Consider the following 17,482-nt stretch of genomic DNA (forward strand, 5'->3'; position numbering starts at 1 on the left):
GTTCCGTGCCGTTTCCGTCATAGAAAGGGAGCGGCACGGAACGCGGATAGGACCAGGTCAACGGGCCCTTAACGCGATGATCTCCGCGCACCGGGACGATACTCCCCCATTATTTGTCGTACGGAATCCGGGCGCGGTTCCCTGTCGGCCCCTCTCAATCAGGGGGCGCACGAAGCGTTTTGAGGCAGGCCGCCCCGGGCACAATGGACGTCGCCCTCAATGCTCTCATTCTGCCCCGGCAGTTCACCATTCTTCACGCCCATTCCGGGTACCGTGGGCGCGATTTTCCATCCGAGGTGGCGACGCTATGCAATGGGCCGTGCACGAGCACATCACCGACGCCATCAAGGCGCCCGACCTGATCAGGCTGACGCCCCACACCGTGCTGGCGCGCTTCGAGACGCTGAAGGTCTATGCGGCGCTCGGCGCCGTCCGCGCTCTGCTGGAGCAGGGCACCATCCGGCCGGGGCAGACCCTGGTGGACAGTTCGAGCGGCATATACGCACTGGCGCTCGCCATGGCCTGTCACCGGCACGGGCTGCGGTGCCACATCGTGGCCTCCACCACCGTCGACACCACCATGCGCGTGCAGTTGGAGATCCTCGGCGCCACCGTCGACCAGATGCCGCCCTCGCAGGACCTGCGCCTCGACCAGGAACGCAGGGTGCGGCGGGTGCGTGAACTGGTCGCGCGCCACCCGGACATGCACTGGATGCGCCAGTACCACGACGCCGTCCACTACGCGGGCTACCGGGAGTTCGCCGACCTGGTGGCCGCCGCACTGCCGGACCGGGAGCTGACCGTGGTCGGCGCGGTCGGCACCGGCGCCTCCACCGCCGGGCTCGTCCTGCCGCTGCGGGAACGCGGCCGCACCGTGCGGCTGGTCGGCATCCAGCCGTTCGGCAGCGTCACGTTCGGCAGCGAACGGTTCCAGGACCCGGAGGCGATCATCGCGGGCATCGGCAGCGCCATCCCGTTCGACAACGTCCGCCACCACCTGTACGACACGCTGCACTGGATCGGCTTCGGCCACGCGCTGGCCGGGGCCGTCGCGCTGCTGCGCGGCCACGCGGTGTTCGCCGGTCTCTCCACCGGCGCCGCGCACCTCGCCGCGGGCTGGGAGGCGGCCCGCAGCCCCGGCCGCACCCACCTGATCATCGGCCCCGACACCGGGCACCGCTATGTCGAGCGCGCCTTCACCCGCCACCGTGAGGCGCCCGACCCGCGCGGCCTGAAGCCGCACCAGATCACGACGCACGAGGACCTGGCGCCGCCCTGGTCCGTCATGGAGTGGCGGGGCAGGGAGCACGCGCGCCCGTCGTGACGGCCCGGCCGGCGCCCGCCGAGGACGTGGCTCAGATGACCCGGAAGAGGTCGCCGGCCGCGTGGATGTCGGTCAGGTCCTCGATGCCGCGGAGGTTGTCGCACAGGGCGTCCAGGGCCGTGCCCGGCTCGACGGCACCCGGGGCACGGATGGCCACGCCGAAGGAACGGAAGCCGAGCGTGTGCTTGGCGTCGTTCCAGCCGCGCATCCACCCCTCGGTGACCTCGCACTCCCCGTCGGTGATCATCACGATGTCGCCGCGCCGGCGTCCGTCGGTGTCGAACTCCTCGGCCAGCAGCCTGACGGCCGCCGAGAGCGGCGCCTGGTAGTCGGTACCGCCTCCGAAGAAGTGTTCGGCGAAGTCCAGCACGCCGGCGATACCGGCCGGCTCGGAGGCCGGGAAGCGGCACACCTTCACGCGCTCGGCGGAGGAGAACAGGATGCCGACGAAATCGCGCCGCCCCTGGCGGGCCTGGTCCAGCAGGGCCAGGGCGCACGCCTTGGCCCACGCCTCCGCGGTAACCCCGCCGGGGCCGGGCTCGTCCATGGAGTACGAGCAGTCGACGCACGCGATGATGGCGCCTTTTCCGGTGGTCTGCTCTCCACGGCTGTCGTAGAGCATCAGCCGGGCCTCGGCGTACTTCGCGGCGAACACGCTCCTCATCGCCGGTACGCCGAGGTTGGCCAGCTCGGAGGGGATGACCCGGGAGAGGTCGTCGCCCAGGGTGATTCCGACCAACTCGCCCGTGGCCTGCTCGACTTTGCGGGCGCGCTCGCCGGTGGCCATCTGCCGGAACCGGCCGATGAGATCCGCGAACCGCCCCAGCCGGCCCGAACGCAACCGTTCGGCGAGCCGGGCCCGTTGGTCGAACGGCATCCGCTCCAGCTCACCGGGGCCCACCCCCCACGCGCGCATCAGCGCGGTCTCCTCGCCGGCCTGCTCGGCGGCCTTGGCCGTGGTGTTGCGCGCGGCCGCACGGATACCGGCCGCCGCGGCGGCGAGTGCCTGCTCGGCCTCATGGCGGCCCTGCCGCGCGGCGGCGTCGGCGGCCCCGGCCGTCTCGATCGCCCGCGTCAGGGCTGCGGCCGCCCCGTCCGGCACCGCGCCGGCCTCGTCCGCCGCCCCGGCGGCCAGCTGAAGTGCCTCCGCGACGGCCGCCGCGGCCTGCTCGGCCGCCTCCTGGGCGTCCTTCGCCCGCCGGGCCCGCTCCGCCGCGTCCTTCGCCCACTCCAGCATCCGGCGCAGGGCGTCGGACTGGGCCAGCACGGCCATCGCGGCGGCATAGGGGTCGCCGGACGTCTCGCGGTGCAGCCCGGCGAACGCCGGGCTGCCCGTCATGCACGTGATGACGTGGTGGTTGACCAGCCGCGAGGGGTCCATCTCGGCCCGCTCGCGCACCCGGGGGCTGACCTTGTAGGCGGCCAGGAACACGTCGGAGAGCAGGTCCTCGGTGTGGTCGTAGCGCCCGTTCAGGTCGTCCGCGAGGTCCCGCAGCACGGCGACCTGGGCGTAGATCTCGCGCCAGGCCATCGTGTCGAACCGGTCGGCGGCCACCGCTGCGGTCGCCTTCGGCCGCTCGGTGCCGCCGGCCGGGCCGAGCCACTGCCCGGCGCGGCCCGCCAGCTCGTTGATGTGGCTCAGGGCCTCGCCCATGCCCGGTCCCCTCGCATACCCGGTCCCCTCGCCGCTCAGAGCTGGGCCTGCACGATGCTCGCGTCCATTCCGAGCGCTTCGGTCAGGACGCGGGCATGGACGGCGCGCCGGCGGGTGATCACGCGCTCGACGGCGGCCGTTGAGCGTCCGGCGGCCCGTGTCTCCTTGTGCAGTTTCTCCAGCTTCTTACCGGCCTTGTTGAGCTTGGTGATCGCTTCCCTGATCGCCCAGTCACTCAGGGCCTCGCGGGACTGGCCGGCCTTCGCGTCCAGTTCGGCCTCCAGCTCCTCGATGGCGTCGGCGAGGTCGAGCGCCTCCTTGGCGTCGGGGTTGACCAGTTGCAGGACCTCGCGCTCGACGGTCGGGCGCTGGGCGGGAGAATCCCACAGCACGTGGGTGAGCGTCGACAGATCGCTCTCGTCCACCTGCTCGCGGCCGTCAAGGAACGCGCTCGCCTGGAGCAGCCGGACCGACTGCCGCCAACGGCGGTCGGATGCGATCAGCTCCTTGCGGCGCAGGGCGGCCCGCAGGGTGCACACGGCATCCACGATCGGGTCCGGAACGCCCACGGCCGGCACGACATCGGTCACGACCTGCTGCAATTCGGTCAGCTCCACGGTGGTCCTGACCGGGGCGGCCGGGGCAGCGACGGCGGAACGCACCAGCCCCGCGAAGTTGGAGGGGTCGGCGAGATATCCCACTTCGAGCCGCACCAGCAGCCGGTCGTAGATCGCGGCACTGTCGTCGCCGGTGGGCAGCTCGTTGGATGCGGTGATGGCGCTGATCAAGGGGCAGTGAATCGGCTCGCCGCCGTTCTCCGGGTGATAAACGCGCTCGTTGAGCAACCCGAGGGTCTCGTTGAGCGCGGCCGTGGAGCACTTGAAAATCTCGTCTATGAAGGCTATATGCGCCGTCGTCGCGCGGCCGTCGAATATCTGCCGGTACTCGCCCCGGCTCAGCGCGCCCACGTCGATCGGACCGAACATCCGGGTCGGCGCGGTGAACTTGCTGAGCAGGATCTCCCAATAGTTCGCGTGCTCGATCCGTCCCGTCAGCTCGCGGGCCAGCTCCGACTTCGCGGTGCCGGGAGGGCCGAGCACAAGCGAGTGCTGACCGGCCAGCATCGCCACCGTCAACGTCCGTACCACGTCGTCCCGTTCGTAGAACAGCTCCGACAGCTCACCGGTGATCGCCCGCAGTCGCCCCGCCGTGACCTGTGCGTCCATCGCCATCTCCCTGCTCGGAAACCCTGCTCGGAAACCCTGCTCGGCGTCGAAGGGGCGCGGGGGCCGGCCCGCCCCGCGCCCGTCATTATGCCAACCCGGAGTTGGTGCGATTTCACCCTTCGGCGTCGATGACAATTCCTCTGCTCATGCAATGGCACCTGGCATCGGTGAGAAGTCCGCCCGCGGTAAACGGCTTCCGGTGCCCGGCCGGGGGCCCCGGCCGGGCACCGCGGGCCGATCAGAGCCCGAAGGCCGCCGGATAGCGGACGGTGCCCTGCGGAACGGTGCGGTCCTCGGCGAGCGGCAGCGCCATCATCGCCTCGTCCGGCACCTCGAAGGGCACGCGGATGCCGAAGCGTGAGGCCGGCACGAAGCCGAACCGCGGGTAGTACTCCGGGTGCCCGAGCACCAGGACCAGGTCCTCCCCCGCCGCGCGCGCCGCGCCGAGCGCCGCGCGGATCGCGGCGGAACCGGCGCCTGACCGCTGGTGGGCCGGCAGGACCGCGCAGGGCGCGAGGGCGAGCGCGGGCGCCGACCCGATGTGGCAGCGGGTCAGCAGCGCGTACCCGGCGGGCAGCCCGTCGGGCGTGCAGGTGACGAAGGACAGGCCCGGCCGCCAGGCCCCCGCGTCGGTCCGCAGGGCGTCGACGAGGTCGGCCTCCAGCGGCGTCGGGAACGCGGCAAGCAGCACCTCCCGCACCGCCGCCGCGTCCGCCGCGGTCTCCGGGCGGACGTGCCAGAGCCCCGGGCCGTCGTGCCCGGTGGCCCCCGGCCGCGGATCGTGCCGCAGCACGTACCCGGTGTACCGGTATTCCCGTCCGTACTCGCGCCGCAGCCGGATCTCGGCACCCGACGCGGCGACGGCCTCGGCCATGCCGGGCCGGCCGGTGTCCGCCGCGGCGATCCGTTCGGCCAGCGGGTCGTAGTACTCGGCCCACCAGTCACTCTCCGGCAGCGGCACCACGGCGTCCACCCGGTAGCCCGCGGCCTCGGCGGCCGTGACGTTGGCGCCCGTGGTGCGCAGCGGGGCGGCCGCGTCCCAGAACGCCCTGGACTCCGGCGAGGGGGCGCGGGTGGCCCACTCGGCCTCGGTGACGACGAGCACGCCGCCGGGCGCGAGCAGGCGGCGCCAGGCCCGCAACGCCGTGTCGAAGCCGACGGTGTACACCGAGCCCTCGGCCCAGATCACGTCGAAACTGTGGTCGGGGTACGGGAGTTCGGTCATGGAGCGGGCGAGGGTGGTGATGCGCGCGCCCAGGCCGAGCCGGGCAGCGGCGGTGTCCAGCTCGTCGAGGTAGGGGCGGTGCAGGTCGACGGCGACGACATCGGCGCCGTCGGCACCCGCCTCGGCGGCGAGCAGCAGCGCCGCGCGCCCCGGGCCGCAGCCCGCGTCGAGCACGCGGGGCCGGGCGGGCAGCTCGCCGGCGAGTGCCAGCAGGCGGCGGGTGGTGGCGTCGGAGCCGGGGCCCTGCCGCGGCAGACCGCGGTGCAGGTCGAGCAGGGCGTCGATGTGGTGATCTGGTGAAGAAGTGGACAACGTGGATTCCCTGGGAGAGAGGGCCCCGGTGCACGCGGGAACGCCGGTGAGCCGATGGGCTCACGCACGGCGGACGTGGGTCAGGCCGGGGCCCGGGACGTGAGGATGGCCCGGACGCTGCACGGAACGGCAGCCGCCACGACGGTCATCAACCTCACCTCCCTCATCGACCACGGCCGGGACCCGCTGTCCCGGCTCACGCCACCGTAACAGGAGCGCGGGAGCCGCGGGGCGGCCCGGTCCCGCGGTCATTTGACCGAGCCCGCCACCAGGCCGCGCACGTAGTAGCGCTGGAGGATGAGGAAGATCACCGCGCACGGGATCATGGTGACCAGCACCCCGGCCTCCAGCACGCCCCAGTTGATCGTGCCCAGCTGCCCGGAGGCCAGCGCGGTCAGGAAGATCGGCAGGGTGAACTTCGCCTCGTCGGACAGCAGGACCAGGGCGGCGAGGAACTCGTTCCAGGCCGAGAAGAACGCGAAAAGCGCGACGGACACGGCCCCCGGCCTGACCACGGGCAGCAGGACGCGCCACAGCGCGGACAGGCTCGAACAGCCGTCGATCTGCGCGGACTCGGGCAGGGCCTTGGGTATCTGCTCGAAGGAGTTGCGCATGAGGAAGACGGAGATCGGCAGCTGGAACGTCGCGTAGACAAAGATCAGCCCGATCAGCGAGTTCTGGAGGTGCAGGAAGCGCAGCACCATGTAAAGCGGCGTGAGGATCGCCTGGAAGGGGATCATCATGCACAGCAGCACGGTGCCGAAGAGGGGCTCGCGCATCGGGAAGCGGAAGCGGGCGAAGCCGTACCCCGCGAGGGTGGCGACGGTGACGGTCAGCAGCACCGTGCCGCAGGAGACGAGAAAGGTGTTGGCGACGTAACGCCACAGGCCCTCGCGGCTGTCGGTCAGCGCCGAGAAGTTGTCCGTGGACACCGCCTCCGGGAAGTAGGACGGCGGGCTGGCGGTGGCCGCCTCCGGTGTCTTGAACACGGTGACCAGCAGCGCGATCAGCGGCAGCAGGAACATGACGGCGATCAGCGAGCACACCGTCCACCAGGCCCAGGCGGGCATCTTCCCCCGGCGGCGGTCGCTGCCGCGCGTGCGGCGCGGACCCCGGGTGCGGGCGGTCAACGCAGAGGCGGCGGACATGAGTTCTCCGTAACTTCCCGGTCGGCGGGCGGGCCGGCGGGACGGCGGGCGGGGCGGACGGCAGGCATCGGCACTCCGGGGTCAGTCGCGTTCGCGCAGCAGGAAGAGCTGGATTCCGTTCACGATCATCAGCAGCACCAGGAGCAGGACGGACAGCGCCGAGCCGTAGCCGAGCTGGAAGTTGGCGAAGGAGCTGTTGTAGATCCAGTTGACGACGGTGAGCGTCTCGTTGCCGGGACCGCCGCCGGTCATGATGAAGAACTGCTCGAACGCGAGCATCGACCCCGACACCGAGAAGACCAGGACCAGGGCGACGTGGCGGCGCAGCAGCGGCAGCGTGATGCGCAGCAGCGTCGACCAGCGGCCGGAACCGTCCATCAGGGCCGCCTCGTTGATCTCGTCGGGGACGGACTGGAGCCCGGCCATCAGCAGCAGCATCTGGAAGCCGACGACCTTCCACACCACCATCACGATGACCGCGGTGGTGGCGGTGTCCGCGGAGTTCATCCACTGCACGGGTGCGTCGGTCAGCCCGAGGTCCATCAGTACCGGGTCGACGAAGCCCACCGAGGAGTCGAAGAGCCACAGGAAGAGGTAGGCCGAGGAGGCGAAGCCGAAGACGTACGGGAGGAACCACACGGTGCGGAAGATGCCGACGCCGCGCCGCTGGTCGCGCACGAGGAACGCCAGGCCGAGGCCGATGAACAGCAGCAGCGGGGTGATGATCACCGTGTACAGGACGGTGTAGCCGAGTGCGTCGAGGAAGGTCCTGTCACCGGGCATCGCGGCGTAGTTGTCGAATCCTGACCACTCGGGGGTGCCGAGCAGCGGCCACTTGTGGAACGACATCCACACGGTGAGGCCGAGCGGGGCCAGGAAGAACACGGCGACCAGCAGCAGCGCGGGGCTGATCAGCAGCAGCCCGGTCAGCGAACGCCGTCTGGCCGGCCCTTCGGCGCGCCTGCGCGGCGCGCGCGCCGAAGCGGCCGGGGTCGATGGGGACGGTGCGGAGGAGGCGGAGCGGGCGGCGACGGTGCCGCCCCTGCGGCGGGTCATGGAAATCTCCCTGCGGTCAGCCGCGGGACAGGATGTTGGCCATGGCGTCCTGGGCTTCCGCGACCGCGCGGTCGACGCTGTCCGGACTTTCGCCGAAGACGCCGCGCGCGATCATCGTCGCCCAGGGCGACGTGCTGGCGTTGAACAGTGCGTTCTCCTGAACGCTACGGATGGTGCGCCCGTTCACCAGGGCCTCGGCGAGCGCGGCGTACTCGGGGCCGCGTTCGCTGTAGGGGCCGAGGGCCACCTCGGTGTGGACGGGCACGGTGCCGAGTCCTGAGATCATCTCCTGCACGTCGGGCCGCACCGACCACTCCATGAAGGTCCAGGCGGCGTCCTGGTGGTCGGAGCCGCTGGTGATGGCGATGTCATCGCCCCCGGTGAACGACGAACTGCCGCCCTCGGGGCCGGGGATGGGGGTGACGCCGAAGTCGACGTCCGGATAGGTGCCGCGGATCTCGTCGAGCGCGAAGGCGCCCGTGGGGTACATCCCGATCCGGCCGCTGCCGAACAGCGCCAGGGCCTGGGCGCCGGTGTCGGCCGCCGCCTGCGGCGCTGTCAGGCCGTCGTGCCACAGGGTCCGGTACAGCTCAAGGGCGCGGGTGACGGCCGGGTCCTCCCCGACGACCGGGCGTTCCTCGCCGGCCTCGCCCTCGACGACGTTGCCGCCGGCCGCCCAGATGAACGGCGAGAGGGTGAAGACGTTGCAGCCTCCGCACCTGCCGGAGAAGTGGTACCCGTGCACGTCCTCGCCCAGGTCGCTGATCCGTCGCGCCGCTTCCGTGAACTCCTCCCAGTCGCGGGGCGGTTGCGCGGGATCGAGCCCCGCCCGGCGGAAGAGGTCCTTGTTGTAGAAGAGCAGGGACGCCTCCCCGGTGAACGGCAGGGCGTAACGGCGGTCCTGGTAGGTGCCCTGGTCGAGGTGGGGAGCGCTGAGCGCGTCGGTGTCCGGCAGGGCCTCGCTGCGCTCGGTGATGTCGGCCAGCACGCCGGAGGAGGCGAAGAACGGCACGTACACCAGGTCGATGGAGGCCAGGTCGGGCCCGGCGTCGCTGGCGACCGCGACGCCGAGCTTCTGCACGAAATTCGTGGCGGGCAGCAGCGTCAGCTCGACCTGGACGTCGTCGTGCGCGCTGTTGAACGCGTCAACGATCTCCGCCATGAATCCCGCCTGGTCCGATCTGGCCCACAGGTCGAGCGTGACCGGGCCGCCCTGGTCGCCGCCGCCCCCGCAGCCGGTCACGGCCAGCGCGCAGACCGCGAGGAGCGCCGCCACCAGCCGCGCCCCGCGCCGCGGGGGCGCGGAACGGTTCACCGGACCGCTCCGTTCGCCGCGGGTCCGCCGCCGGCGCCGCCCGCCGCGCCGAGCGCGGGCAGCCACACCCGCATCGAGGCGTGCGTGCGGTGTCCCCACAGGTGGTAGGGGACGGCGGTGAACTCGGCGCGCTCCCCGGCCGCTTCGGCAGGCGCGACGGCGGCCGGGCCGTAGGGCCACCAGTCGCCGGTGTCCGCGGGCGGGGCGGCGGCGCCCGTCGCGTGCACGGTGACGATGCCGCCGAGCAGGCCGGGCGCCTCGGCCTCGCGCAGCGGCCGGGCCTGGTCGATGCGCAGGTCGTCGAGCGCGGTGCCCTCGGGGTGGTCGGCACCCTCGATGCAGTAGACCAGCGGCCCGCGTTCGATGGCGACGCAGCCGCGCAGCGCGTCGGCGCGCGAGGGCGGCGCGGTCAGCCGCGGCGCGAGGTCCAGGTCGAGGTCCACCGTGTCGCCCGCCCGCCAGCGGCGGCGGATACGCAGCCAGCCCTCCCGTTCCGCGTCCGCCTCGACGGGCTCGCCCGCCGCCGTGGCCCGCCAGGCGCCGGACGACCAGGCCGGGACGCGCAGGGTGAGGGTCCAGTCGGCGTCCGGGGCCTCGGTGACGGTCACGCGCACCCGGCCGTTCCACGGGTAGTCGGTCGCGACCTCGACGGCGGCGCGGCCGGTCGCGCCGCCGATGGCCTCGGCCGCGTAGGTGCCGGTCGCGTACTGGTGCAGTGTGAGGCCCTCGCCGTCGCGCGCGGCCAGGTAGTGCGGCAGGGCGGCGAGCATGCGCATGACGTTGGGCGGGCAGCAGGCGCAGTGGAACCAGCGGGTCCGGTAGGCCAGCCGGTCGCCGCCGCCGGGCACATGGCCGTCGCGCACGTGGAGGGGGTTGACGTAGGAGTAGTGCGCCCCGTCCAGCGAGACGCCGGAGAGGAAGCCGTTGAACAGGACGCGTTCCATGTGGTCGGCGTACCGGGCGCGGCCGGTGGCGAGCAGCAGCCGCCAGCTGAACATGGCGGAGGCGATGGCCGCGCAGGTCTCGGTGTAGGCGCGCTCCGAGGGCAGTTCGTAGGGGTCGCCGAAGGATTCGTCGGTGTGGTGGGCGCCGAGGCCGCCGGTCAGGTAGGTCTTGGTGGCGGCCATCTCCTCCCACAGCCGTTCCGAGGCGGCGAGCAGGCCGGTGTCGCCGGTCTCCGCGTAGACGTCCACCTCGCCCGCGAGCAGGTACAGCTGGCGGACGGAGTGGCCGGCCACCGCGTCGGCGTCCCGCACCGGGACGTGGTCCTGCCAGTACTTGTCGCCGAAGCGGCCGACGGGCAGCAGGCCGTGGCCCCTGCGGTCGATGAAGTAGCGGGCCAGCGTCAGGTAGCGCTCCTCGCCGGTGCAGCGGTACAGCTCGACGAGCGCGGTCTCGATCTCGGGGTGGCCGCACACGCCGTCGATGCGGCCCTCCGCCGTGCCGAAGACCGTGTCGATGTGGTCGGCGAAGCGGCGGGCGACGTCGAGGAGCCCAGTGCTGCCGGTGGTGCGCCGGTGCGCCACGGCCGCCTGGATCAGGTGCCCCGCGCAGTACAGTTCGTGGCCCCAGTCCAGCTCGGCCCAGCGCCGCTCCGGGCGCACCACCTGGTAGTAGGACTGGAGGTAGCCGCTCTCCTCCTGCGCCTCGGCGAGCAGGCGGGTGACCTCCTCGACCCGTTCGGTCAGCCGGGCGGCCTCGTCGGCGCCGGTGGCCGGGTCGCCCAGCTGCCAGGCGACGGCCTCCAGCCACTTGTAGACGTCCGAGTCGAGGAACGGCAGGTTGTTGACGTACTCGCCGGTCGCGGTGCCCGCCGCGAGCCGGAGATTGTGGAAGTTACCGGCCTCCGTGAGGCGTTCGTAGCCGTCGGGCACGCTGACGTCGGCGTTGACCGATCGGCGGGCGGCCCAGAGGCCCCCGGTGATCTCGGCGTCGCTCGCGGGCCGCAGCGCGGTGCGGGCTGATTCGGTCGGCATGAGGGGTCCGTGGACGGGTCCGGTACGGACGGGCATGTGGTGCTCCCTGAGGGCGGTGCGCGGCGCGGGCAGTGATCTCGACTGCGTCTCGGACGCTTCTTCGACTGTCGCCTCGGCGGCAATCAAGGAAAAGGGTTTCCTCAAATGTCGTCTCGGAATCTAGGTGCGCCGGGATCGGCGGGTCAAGAGGTGTGCGCCCGGAGTATGATCGACCGTCCGGCGGTCCGGGTCCCGGCCGGGCGGACGGTGCTCAGGATTCGGCGCTCGCACCCGCGGGCGAGGAGTGGGGAAAAGGTTTGTCCGATTCACAGGGCAGCAGGCGGGAGGCGCGGCCGGACGGCAGGCGGGCCCCGGCCAGGCCGCGTGTCACCATCGCCGACGTCGCCGCCCTGGCCGGAGTGTCGGTCGGCACCGCGTCCAAGGCCCTCAACAACCGCGGCAAGCTGCGCGCGGAGACCAGATCGCGGGTGGCCGACGCCGCGAGGCAACTCGGCTTCCGGCCCAACGAGATGGCCCGCAGCCTGCTGAGCGGCCGCAGTTTCACCGTCGGCCTGCTCACCACCGACCACGTCGGGCGCTTCAGCCTGCCGGTGCTGCTCGGCGCCGAGGACGCGCTGGGCGCGGGCGAGATCTCCGTGTTCCTCTGCGACACCCGCGGCGACGCCATCCGCGAGCGGCACCACCTCCAGGCGCTGGCCTCCAGGCGCGTCGACGGCATCATCGTCGCCGGGCGGCGCACCGATCCCCGGCCGCCGCTGCGGCAGTTCCTCGACGTACCGGTCGTCTACGCCATGGCGCCCTCGCAGAGCGCGCAGGACCTGTCCGTGGCCCCCGACGAGGCACAGGGCGCGCGCGAAGCGGTGCGGCATCTGATCGCCGCGGGCCGTTCCCGCATCGCGCACATCACCGGCCCGGCACGGCACCACTCCTCCCAGGTGCGCGCCGCCGCCTTCCGCCGGACGCTGGCCGAGGCGGGTCTCGCGCCCGCGGCCGGGAAGGTGCTGTACGGCGAGTGGAACGAGCCGTGGGGGCGGCAGGCGGTACAGCACGTGCTGCACGCCGACCCGCGGTGCGACGCGGTGTTCTGCGGCAGCGACCAGATCGCCCGCGGCGCCGCGGACAGCCTGCGGGAGGTGGGGCGCACCGTTCCGGGGGATATCGCGCTGGCCGGTTTCGACAACTGGGACGTGATGGCCACCGCCTGCCGCCCGCCGCTCACCACCGTCGACATGGCGCTCGGCGAGCTGGGCCGCGCCGCCGCCGTGCGGCTGCTGGAGGCGATCGACGGCCGGGCCAGGAGCGGCGTGGAGTACCTGCCGTGCCGGCTGGTGATCCGCGACTCGACGTGAACGTGGCTGCGGCGGGCGGCAGGTGACGCGCCGTCAGGTGCCGCTGCCGAGCAGCAGGCCGCGGAGGTAGGCGGCCTGACCTGCGTGCTGGAGGTCGTCGGAGACGACGCTGATCAGGCGAACGCCGAGGGTGACGGGCGGCGTCCAGCCGCGGTCGACGACGCGGTCGAGCGCGGCGTCGTCCAGCCCGCGGATATGGGTGCGCGTCGCGGCGTGCACGGCGTCGTGGTAGCCGGTGAGCAGGGCGGGGTCGGCGACGCGGACCCGGGCCACCTCCCCAGGCCCGTGCCCGTACCCGGTGTCGGAGGCGGGCAGAGCCAGGCCGAACCGGCCCGCCCAGCCCTCCGCGGTCCAGACCTGCTCCCGCTCCGCGACGTCGGCGACATGGTCGTCCCGCACGCGCGTGAGGTGCCAGATCAGCCAGGCGACGGAGTTCGCCCCGGCGGCCGGGCGCTCGGCGAGCAGGTCGCCGGTCAGCCCCGCCACGGCCTCGTGGACGGCCTGCCGGACCCGGTCGAATGCCTCGGCGAGGAGATCGGCGCTGTGCATCGGGACTCCCTGCGGAACGGGCGGTGCCGCGGCGCGACCTACGACGCCCAGTGGTCAGGCGCGCTGGCACCGGAGAACGGCGGCCCGCCCGACTGGGTGTCGATCACGTCCTTCAACGAGTGGCACGAGGGCACCATGATCGAGCCCGCCTCCGCCAGCCCACCGCCCGGCCACGGCTACCTGACCTTCGCGGGCGCCTACGGCACGACCGGCGCCGCCGCGGAGACCGCGTACCTGGACCGCACCCGGTACTGGACCGAACGGTTCACCGCGGCCCGCGCCCGTTCCTGACCCGCACCGGGCGGCGCGCACCGCTGGCCGGTGCTCACCAGGAAGGACCGGCCGGGCGACCGTGCCAGGCGTCCCACACGGCGGCGTACGCCCCGCCCCTGGCCACGAGGTCGTCGTGCGCGCCCACCTCGATGAGGCGGCCCTCCTTCATGACCGCCACCCGGTCCGCGTCGTGCAGCGCCGTCGCCTCGTCGAGGATCAGGGTGTGCGGGTCGGCCGGCACGACGCGGGCGGGCGAGCGCGCGTTGCTTGGCCGCCGCCGCGTCGAGCCGGTGGCCGCCCGCCACGAACTCGGTGCCGAGGCCGTCGGGCAGCTCGTCGAGCCAGTCCGCGGCGACCGCGGCGAGTACCGAACGGAGCCGGCCGTCCGAGGCGTGGGGGCGACGATCGACAGGTTGCCGCGGAGCGTGCCGACGAAGACGTGGTTCTCCTGGGTGACCAGCACCACCTGGCGGCGCAGCCGGCTCGGGCCGAGCTCGGCCACCGGCACGTTTCCCACGGTGATCCGGCCGGCGCGCGGCGCGTCGATCCCCGCGAGCAGCCGCCCGAGACTGGACTTGCCGGCCCCGGAGGGGGCCCACCAGGGCTCGACGTGCTGGAGATCCCGAACGCCGTCGCGTTCGCCGGCCGGCCCTGCCCCGCCGAGGTGGTGCTCGACGAGGGCGGCGCGGTGGTCAGCGCGCGGCGTCTTGAGACCCAGGCGAGGGAGCTGACCCGGTAGCCATCCGGTCACGGTGCGGCACCGCGAGCCGCTAGCCTTGCCGCATGGACCGGAACGAGGCGGAGCTGCTTGCGCTGGAAGTGGACACGATCTACGGGCTCGACCGGACCGCGGGGAGGCGGCCCGCCCGGCTGAGGGACCGGAAGGTGCGTGCGGTGTGGGCCTGGTCCCCGGGAACGCGGCTGCTCGCGCTCGGACCCGGCGTTGCGGAGCCGGGCCCCGACGGCCTCAACGGCCTTGACGACGCGGATGGTTCGGGCGGCGGCGACGGTTCGGGCGGCGGCGAGCCGCGGGAGGACGCGCCGGGCGGGGTCCCGCGGGCGGTCGGCCGCCTGGCCGAGGCCCTGGGCGCGGGCGCCGCCGTCGAGGGCGGGCCCAGCTACGTCTTCCCCGGCCGCCTCGCCGGGGGCCACGCGACGTCCCTGCCGGTGATCGTGTCGGACGCCGGGGGCAAGCGGGCGGCCGGGCTGCTGGACCGCCCGGACAACTGGGAGCCCGGCGAGTGGGGCGAGTTGATCCGCGGCGAGCTGGGGGAATGGGCCATGGCCACCCACGGGAACGGGCCGGTGTCCATCTGCTTCTCCCCCGCGAGGAACGCCACGGCGGCCGAGGCCGGCATCTGGACCCGCCCCGACTTCCGCGGCCGCCGCATCGGGCCCGCGGTCGTGGCGGCCTGGGCCGGACGCGAGGGCCGCACCAAGGAGGTGCTGTTCTACAGCACCACCGCGGAGAACGCCGCCTCCCGGTCGGTTGCGCGCACCCTCGGGCTGCGCCCCCTCGGCTGGCTGTGGAAGATCGGCTGACCTTGCCGCGCGGTGGGGCCGCGCGTACCGTTATTCCGCGTCTACCCGCATTTGTTCCGCTCGGTGCCGTGCCGACTCCCCCGGCACGGCGGGCCGTTCGTCGCTCCTCCGTCTCTTCGCACCGGAAGGACCGCGCAGTTGAGCACGCACCCGATTCCCGCCCGCTGGCGCCTGGCCGACCACACGATCTCGCGCGAGGACCTGGCCGCCCTCGCGGACTGGCTCGGCAGCGATCCCTGGCTGGCGCAGGGGAAGCTGGTCGCCGACCTCGAACGTCGCTGGTCCGAGCGGATCGGCGTCCGCGGCTCGGTCATGGTCAACTCCGGCTCCTCGGCCAACCTCGCAGCCCTCGTCGCGGCCGGCCGCGCGAAGCCGGGCCCGCTGCGGGTCGGCGCGCCCGCCGTCGCCCGGGCGACGACCATCAGCCCCGCGCTGCTCCTGGGCCACGAGGTGGTGCTCTTCGACGTGGACCGCACCACGCTGGGCATCGACTCCGCCGCGGCGTGCGCGGCGATGGAACGCGGGGAGATCGACGTGCTGTTCGTCGTCCACCTGCTGGGGCTGAACGCCCTCACCCCGGACCTCGTCGCCACCGCGGCCCGGCACGGCGTGATTCTGCTGGAGGACTGCTGCGAGGCCGCCGGGACCCGTTTCGCCGACGCGCACGTCGGCACCGCGGGGCTGGCCGGCACGTTCTCGTTCTACTTCGGGCAGCATGTCGCCACCGTCGAAGGCGGGATGGTGAGTTCGGACGATCCCGAGGTGCTCGACGGGCTGCGGCTGCTGCGTTCGCACGGCCTGGCCGGGGAGAGCGAGCACTTCGACCGGTTCGCCGCCGATCACCCCGACGTCGACCCGCGGTTCCTCTTCATGGTGCCGGGGCTCAACCTGCGTTCCACCGACCTGAACGCGCTGCTCGGGCTGCGCCAGCTGGACCGGCTCGACGGGGCGATCCGGCGCAGAAACGCCAACCTGGCGCACTTCCTGCGCGTGCTGCCGCCCTATCTGTGGCGCGACTACGCGACGGAGGGCGCGAGTTCCTTCACGCTGCCGCTGATCGCCGAGGACACCGACGGCGCACGCCGGGCGCGCTCGGCCGCGGAGCGGCTCGGCATCGAGGCCCGCCCGATCGTCGCGGGCAACCTGCTGGCGCAGCCGTTCGTCCGCACGAGCGACCGGGTCAGGGCCGCGGCGCCCACCCCGGTGGCGGATCACGTGCACCGGCACGGCTTCTACATCGGCAACGGGCCGCACGTCTCCGCCGAGATGCTGGACGCGCTCGGCGCCGCGCTGCGCTGAGGCTCACTCCACCAGCTCGCGGTAGACCCGGTGGTGGCCCGCCACCATCGCCGCCACGTCGAACCGCGCGCGGGCCAGTTCCCTCGCGCGCTCGACCATGCCGGGCACCCCGGCCCCCGACGCCACGGCGCGCAGCCGGTCCGCGAGCGCCTCGACGTCGCCCGCGGGGTAGAGCAGGCCCGTCTCCGCGTGGGTCACGATCTCGTCGTGCCCCTCCACATCGCTGGTGATCACGGGGCGGCCCGCCGCCATGCCCTCGATCAGCGCGATGCCGAAGCCCTCGTGGGAGGACGGCAGCAGCACGGCGTCGGCCGCGGCGTACAGCTCGGGCATGTCCTGCCAGCCGGGGCCCCGTTCCCACCACACCGCGTCGCTCTGTCCCAGATCGGCGGCCAGCAGCCGCAGTTCGCCGACGTACTCCGAGTCGGCGGTGCGATCGGGCAGCGTCAGCATCAGCCGCACCCCCGGCCGCTCCCGCCGCACCAGCGCGAGCGCGCGGAGCGCGTCCTCGATGCGCTTGCGCCGCACCGGCCGCGCCGGAACGAGCACGGCGAACTCGCCGCCGAGGCCGCGCGCCTGGCGCGCGACGGCGCGCAGCGCACCGGCCCGCGCGAACCGGCGCGTCTCCGTACCGAACGGAACCACCCGAATCCGCTCCTCCGCGGCGCCACCGGCCAGCGCCCAGCGCCGGTACGCCTCCGAACCGCAGATCACACGTTCGGCGGCCAGCTGCCCGAACAGCGAACGCTGCAGCGCCTTTTCAAGGGCGTAATCCCCCCACAGACCGAATACCCGCCCCGCGGGAACCTGCGTTTCGAACAGCGATACGCACACCGGCTGGGGAACGGCGGCGCGCAGCCAACTCGGCAGCAGGGCAGGAACGTGGTTGAAGACGTGCACGAGATCCCAGGCCCGCCCCGAGAGCCGCGCATACAGATCGACCACCGCGTCCTTGCATTCCAGGGATTGACAGGCCGCCCAGAAACCGTCGACGTATTCGATGGACACCCCCGCATGGCGATACCGCCGCGCCTCGGCCCCCGGGTCGCTCGTCAACACGGTCACGTCATATCCGCGCCCCGAGAGGCCGTCGGCCAGATTCTGGATATGCGTCTCGCCGCCGCCCGCGATCGGCGGATATCTCTGGGCCACGAGTGCGATTTTCACCGGCCTGCCTCGATTCACCGTCGACGCCGTCCCGGAATGTCTTCCCGCCGGGGCCGCCGGGTTCCCC

General features: G+C 73.0%; 15 protein-coding genes and 1 pseudogene. 6 read left to right on the plus strand and 10 right to left on the minus strand.

Going from position 1 to position 17,482, the window contains the following annotated elements; genetic code table 11:
• Window positions 1-307 precede the first annotated feature (307 nt).
• Entirely contained in the window at window positions 308-1,324 is a 1,017-nt protein-coding gene (locus RM779_RS08815; RefSeq protein WP_394813254.1) for a pyridoxal-phosphate dependent enzyme, read from the plus strand.
• A gap of 31 nt (window positions 1,325-1,355) precedes the next feature.
• Here the strand turns inward: RM779_RS08815 and RM779_RS08820 are convergent, their stop codons facing one another.
• The 3 genes from RM779_RS08820 to RM779_RS08830 all read right to left on the minus strand — a co-directional run bounded on the left by RM779_RS08820 (window position 1,356) and on the right by RM779_RS08830 (window position 5,741).
• Window positions 1,356-2,978, minus strand: a complete 1,623-nt coding sequence (locus RM779_RS08820; protein ID WP_311617113.1) for a VWA domain-containing protein — start codon at window positions 2,976-2,978, stop codon at window positions 1,356-1,358.
• Window positions 2,979-3,013: 35 nt separating this feature from the next.
• Window positions 3,014-4,210: an AAA family ATPase gene (locus RM779_RS08825; RefSeq protein ID WP_311617114.1), complete on the minus strand. Its 1,197-nt coding sequence runs from the start codon at window positions 4,208-4,210 to the stop codon at window positions 3,014-3,016.
• A 232-nt stretch (window positions 4,211-4,442) separates the two neighbouring features.
• The gene (locus tag RM779_RS08830) at window positions 4,443-5,741 is read right to left on the minus strand and encodes a bifunctional class I SAM-dependent methyltransferase/N-acetyltransferase (protein ID WP_311617115.1); all 1,299 of its coding nucleotides are present in this window, start codon (window positions 5,739-5,741) and stop codon (window positions 4,443-4,445) included.
• A 54-nt stretch (window positions 5,742-5,795) separates the two neighbouring features.
• On the opposite strand from RM779_RS08830, the gene RM779_RS08835 reads away from it, so the two are divergent.
• A complete protein-coding gene (locus tag RM779_RS08835) occupies window positions 5,796-5,951 on the plus strand; it encodes a hypothetical protein (RefSeq protein ID WP_311617116.1) in 156 nt (51 codons plus the stop codon).
• A gap of 38 nt (window positions 5,952-5,989) precedes the next feature.
• Here the strand turns inward: RM779_RS08835 and RM779_RS08840 are convergent, their stop codons facing one another.
• The 4 genes from RM779_RS08840 to RM779_RS08855 all read right to left on the minus strand — a co-directional run bounded on the left by RM779_RS08840 (window position 5,990) and on the right by RM779_RS08855 (window position 11,236).
• The gene (locus RM779_RS08840; protein ID WP_311617117.1) at window positions 5,990-6,889 is read right to left on the minus strand and encodes a carbohydrate ABC transporter permease; all 900 of its coding nucleotides are present in this window, start codon (window positions 6,887-6,889) and stop codon (window positions 5,990-5,992) included.
• 81 nt (window positions 6,890-6,970) lie between these two features.
• Window positions 6,971-7,945, minus strand: a complete 975-nt coding sequence (locus tag RM779_RS08845) for a carbohydrate ABC transporter permease (protein WP_311617118.1) — start codon at window positions 7,943-7,945, stop codon at window positions 6,971-6,973.
• Window positions 7,946-7,961: 16 nt separating this feature from the next.
• Window positions 7,962-9,260, minus strand: a complete 1,299-nt coding sequence (locus RM779_RS08850) for an ABC transporter substrate-binding protein (RefSeq protein WP_311617119.1) — start codon at window positions 9,258-9,260, stop codon at window positions 7,962-7,964.
• A complete protein-coding gene (locus tag RM779_RS08855; RefSeq protein ID WP_311617120.1) occupies window positions 9,257-11,236 on the minus strand; it encodes a glycoside hydrolase family 127 protein in 1,980 nt (659 codons plus the stop codon). Before RM779_RS08855 ends, RM779_RS08850 begins: the two co-directional genes overlap by 4 nt.
• Before the next feature lie 296 nt (window positions 11,237-11,532).
• Between RM779_RS08855 and RM779_RS08860 the strand changes: the two genes are divergently transcribed.
• On the plus strand, window positions 11,533-12,585 hold the full coding sequence (locus tag RM779_RS08860; protein ID WP_311617121.1) for a LacI family DNA-binding transcriptional regulator: 1,053 nt from the start codon (window positions 11,533-11,535) through the stop codon (window positions 12,583-12,585).
• Window positions 12,586-12,618: 33 nt separating this feature from the next.
• On the opposite strand, the gene RM779_RS08865 is transcribed toward RM779_RS08860, so the two are convergent.
• On the minus strand, window positions 12,619-13,134 hold the full coding sequence (locus RM779_RS08865) for a mycothiol transferase (protein WP_311617122.1): 516 nt from the start codon (window positions 13,132-13,134) through the stop codon (window positions 12,619-12,621).
• On the opposite strand from RM779_RS08865, the gene RM779_RS08870 reads away from it, so the two are divergent.
• Window positions 13,129-13,425, plus strand: coding sequence for a glycoside hydrolase family 71/99 protein (locus RM779_RS08870; protein ID WP_311617123.1), 297 nt, complete (start codon window positions 13,129-13,131; stop codon window positions 13,423-13,425). The two genes, RM779_RS08865 and RM779_RS08870, sit on opposite strands and share 6 nt — an antisense overlap.
• A gap of 34 nt (window positions 13,426-13,459) precedes the next feature.
• On the opposite strand, the pseudogene RM779_RS08875 reads toward RM779_RS08870, so the two are convergent.
• Window positions 13,460-13,999, minus strand: a pseudogene (locus tag RM779_RS08875) (ATP-binding cassette domain-containing protein); the annotation flags it as partial.
• A gap of 191 nt (window positions 14,000-14,190) precedes the next feature.
• Here RM779_RS08875 and RM779_RS08880 point away from each other — a divergent pair.
• Both RM779_RS08880 and RM779_RS08885 read left to right on the plus strand, forming a co-directional pair.
• Complete coding sequence (locus RM779_RS08880) at window positions 14,191-14,949, plus strand: GNAT family N-acetyltransferase (protein WP_311617125.1); 759 nt, start codon at window positions 14,191-14,193, stop codon at window positions 14,947-14,949.
• Between the two features lie 138 nt (window positions 14,950-15,087).
• A complete protein-coding gene (locus RM779_RS08885; RefSeq protein WP_311617126.1) occupies window positions 15,088-16,248 on the plus strand; it encodes a DegT/DnrJ/EryC1/StrS family aminotransferase in 1,161 nt (386 codons plus the stop codon).
• A 3-nt stretch (window positions 16,249-16,251) separates the two neighbouring features.
• Here RM779_RS08885 and RM779_RS08890 read toward each other — a convergent pair whose 3' ends face one another.
• Window positions 16,252-17,400 carry a glycosyltransferase family 4 protein gene (locus RM779_RS08890; RefSeq protein WP_311617127.1) on the minus strand — a complete coding sequence of 383 codons (1,149 nt, stop codon included), beginning with the start codon at window positions 17,398-17,400 and terminating at the stop codon, window positions 16,252-16,254.
• Window positions 17,401-17,482: the final 82 nt, after the last annotated feature.

Source organism: Streptomyces johnsoniae (genome assembly GCF_031845565.1).
Classification (GTDB): Bacteria; Actinomycetota; Actinomycetes; order Streptomycetales; family Streptomycetaceae; genus Streptomyces; species Streptomyces johnsoniae.

What these genes read in the sequence shown, in the direction of transcription:
- RM779_RS08855 (WP_311617120.1), bottom strand. Translation starts at nt 11,236, where the DNA reads ATGCCGACCGAATCAGCCCGCACCGCGCTGCGGCCCGCGAGCGACGCC.
- RM779_RS08815 (WP_394813254.1), top strand. Translation starts at nt 308, where the DNA reads ATGCAATGGGCCGTGCACGAGCACATCACCGACGCCATCAAGGCGCCC.
- RM779_RS08880 (WP_311617125.1), top strand. Translation starts at nt 14,191, where the DNA reads ATGGACCGGAACGAGGCGGAGCTGCTTGCGCTGGAAGTGGACACGATC.
- RM779_RS08825 (WP_311617114.1), bottom strand. Translation starts at nt 4,210, where the DNA reads ATGGCGATGGACGCACAGGTCACGGCGGGGCGACTGCGGGCGATCACC.
- RM779_RS08820 (WP_311617113.1), bottom strand. Translation starts at nt 2,978, where the DNA reads ATGGGCGAGGCCCTGAGCCACATCAACGAGCTGGCGGGCCGCGCCGGG.
- RM779_RS08840 (WP_311617117.1), bottom strand. Translation starts at nt 6,889, where the DNA reads ATGTCCGCCGCCTCTGCGTTGACCGCCCGCACCCGGGGTCCGCGCCGC.
- RM779_RS08865 (WP_311617122.1), bottom strand. Translation starts at nt 13,134, where the DNA reads ATGCACAGCGCCGATCTCCTCGCCGAGGCATTCGACCGGGTCCGGCAG.
- RM779_RS08845 (WP_311617118.1), bottom strand. Translation starts at nt 7,945, where the DNA reads ATGACCCGCCGCAGGGGCGGCACCGTCGCCGCCCGCTCCGCCTCCTCC.
- RM779_RS08835 (WP_311617116.1), top strand. Translation starts at nt 5,796, where the DNA reads ATGGGCTCACGCACGGCGGACGTGGGTCAGGCCGGGGCCCGGGACGTG.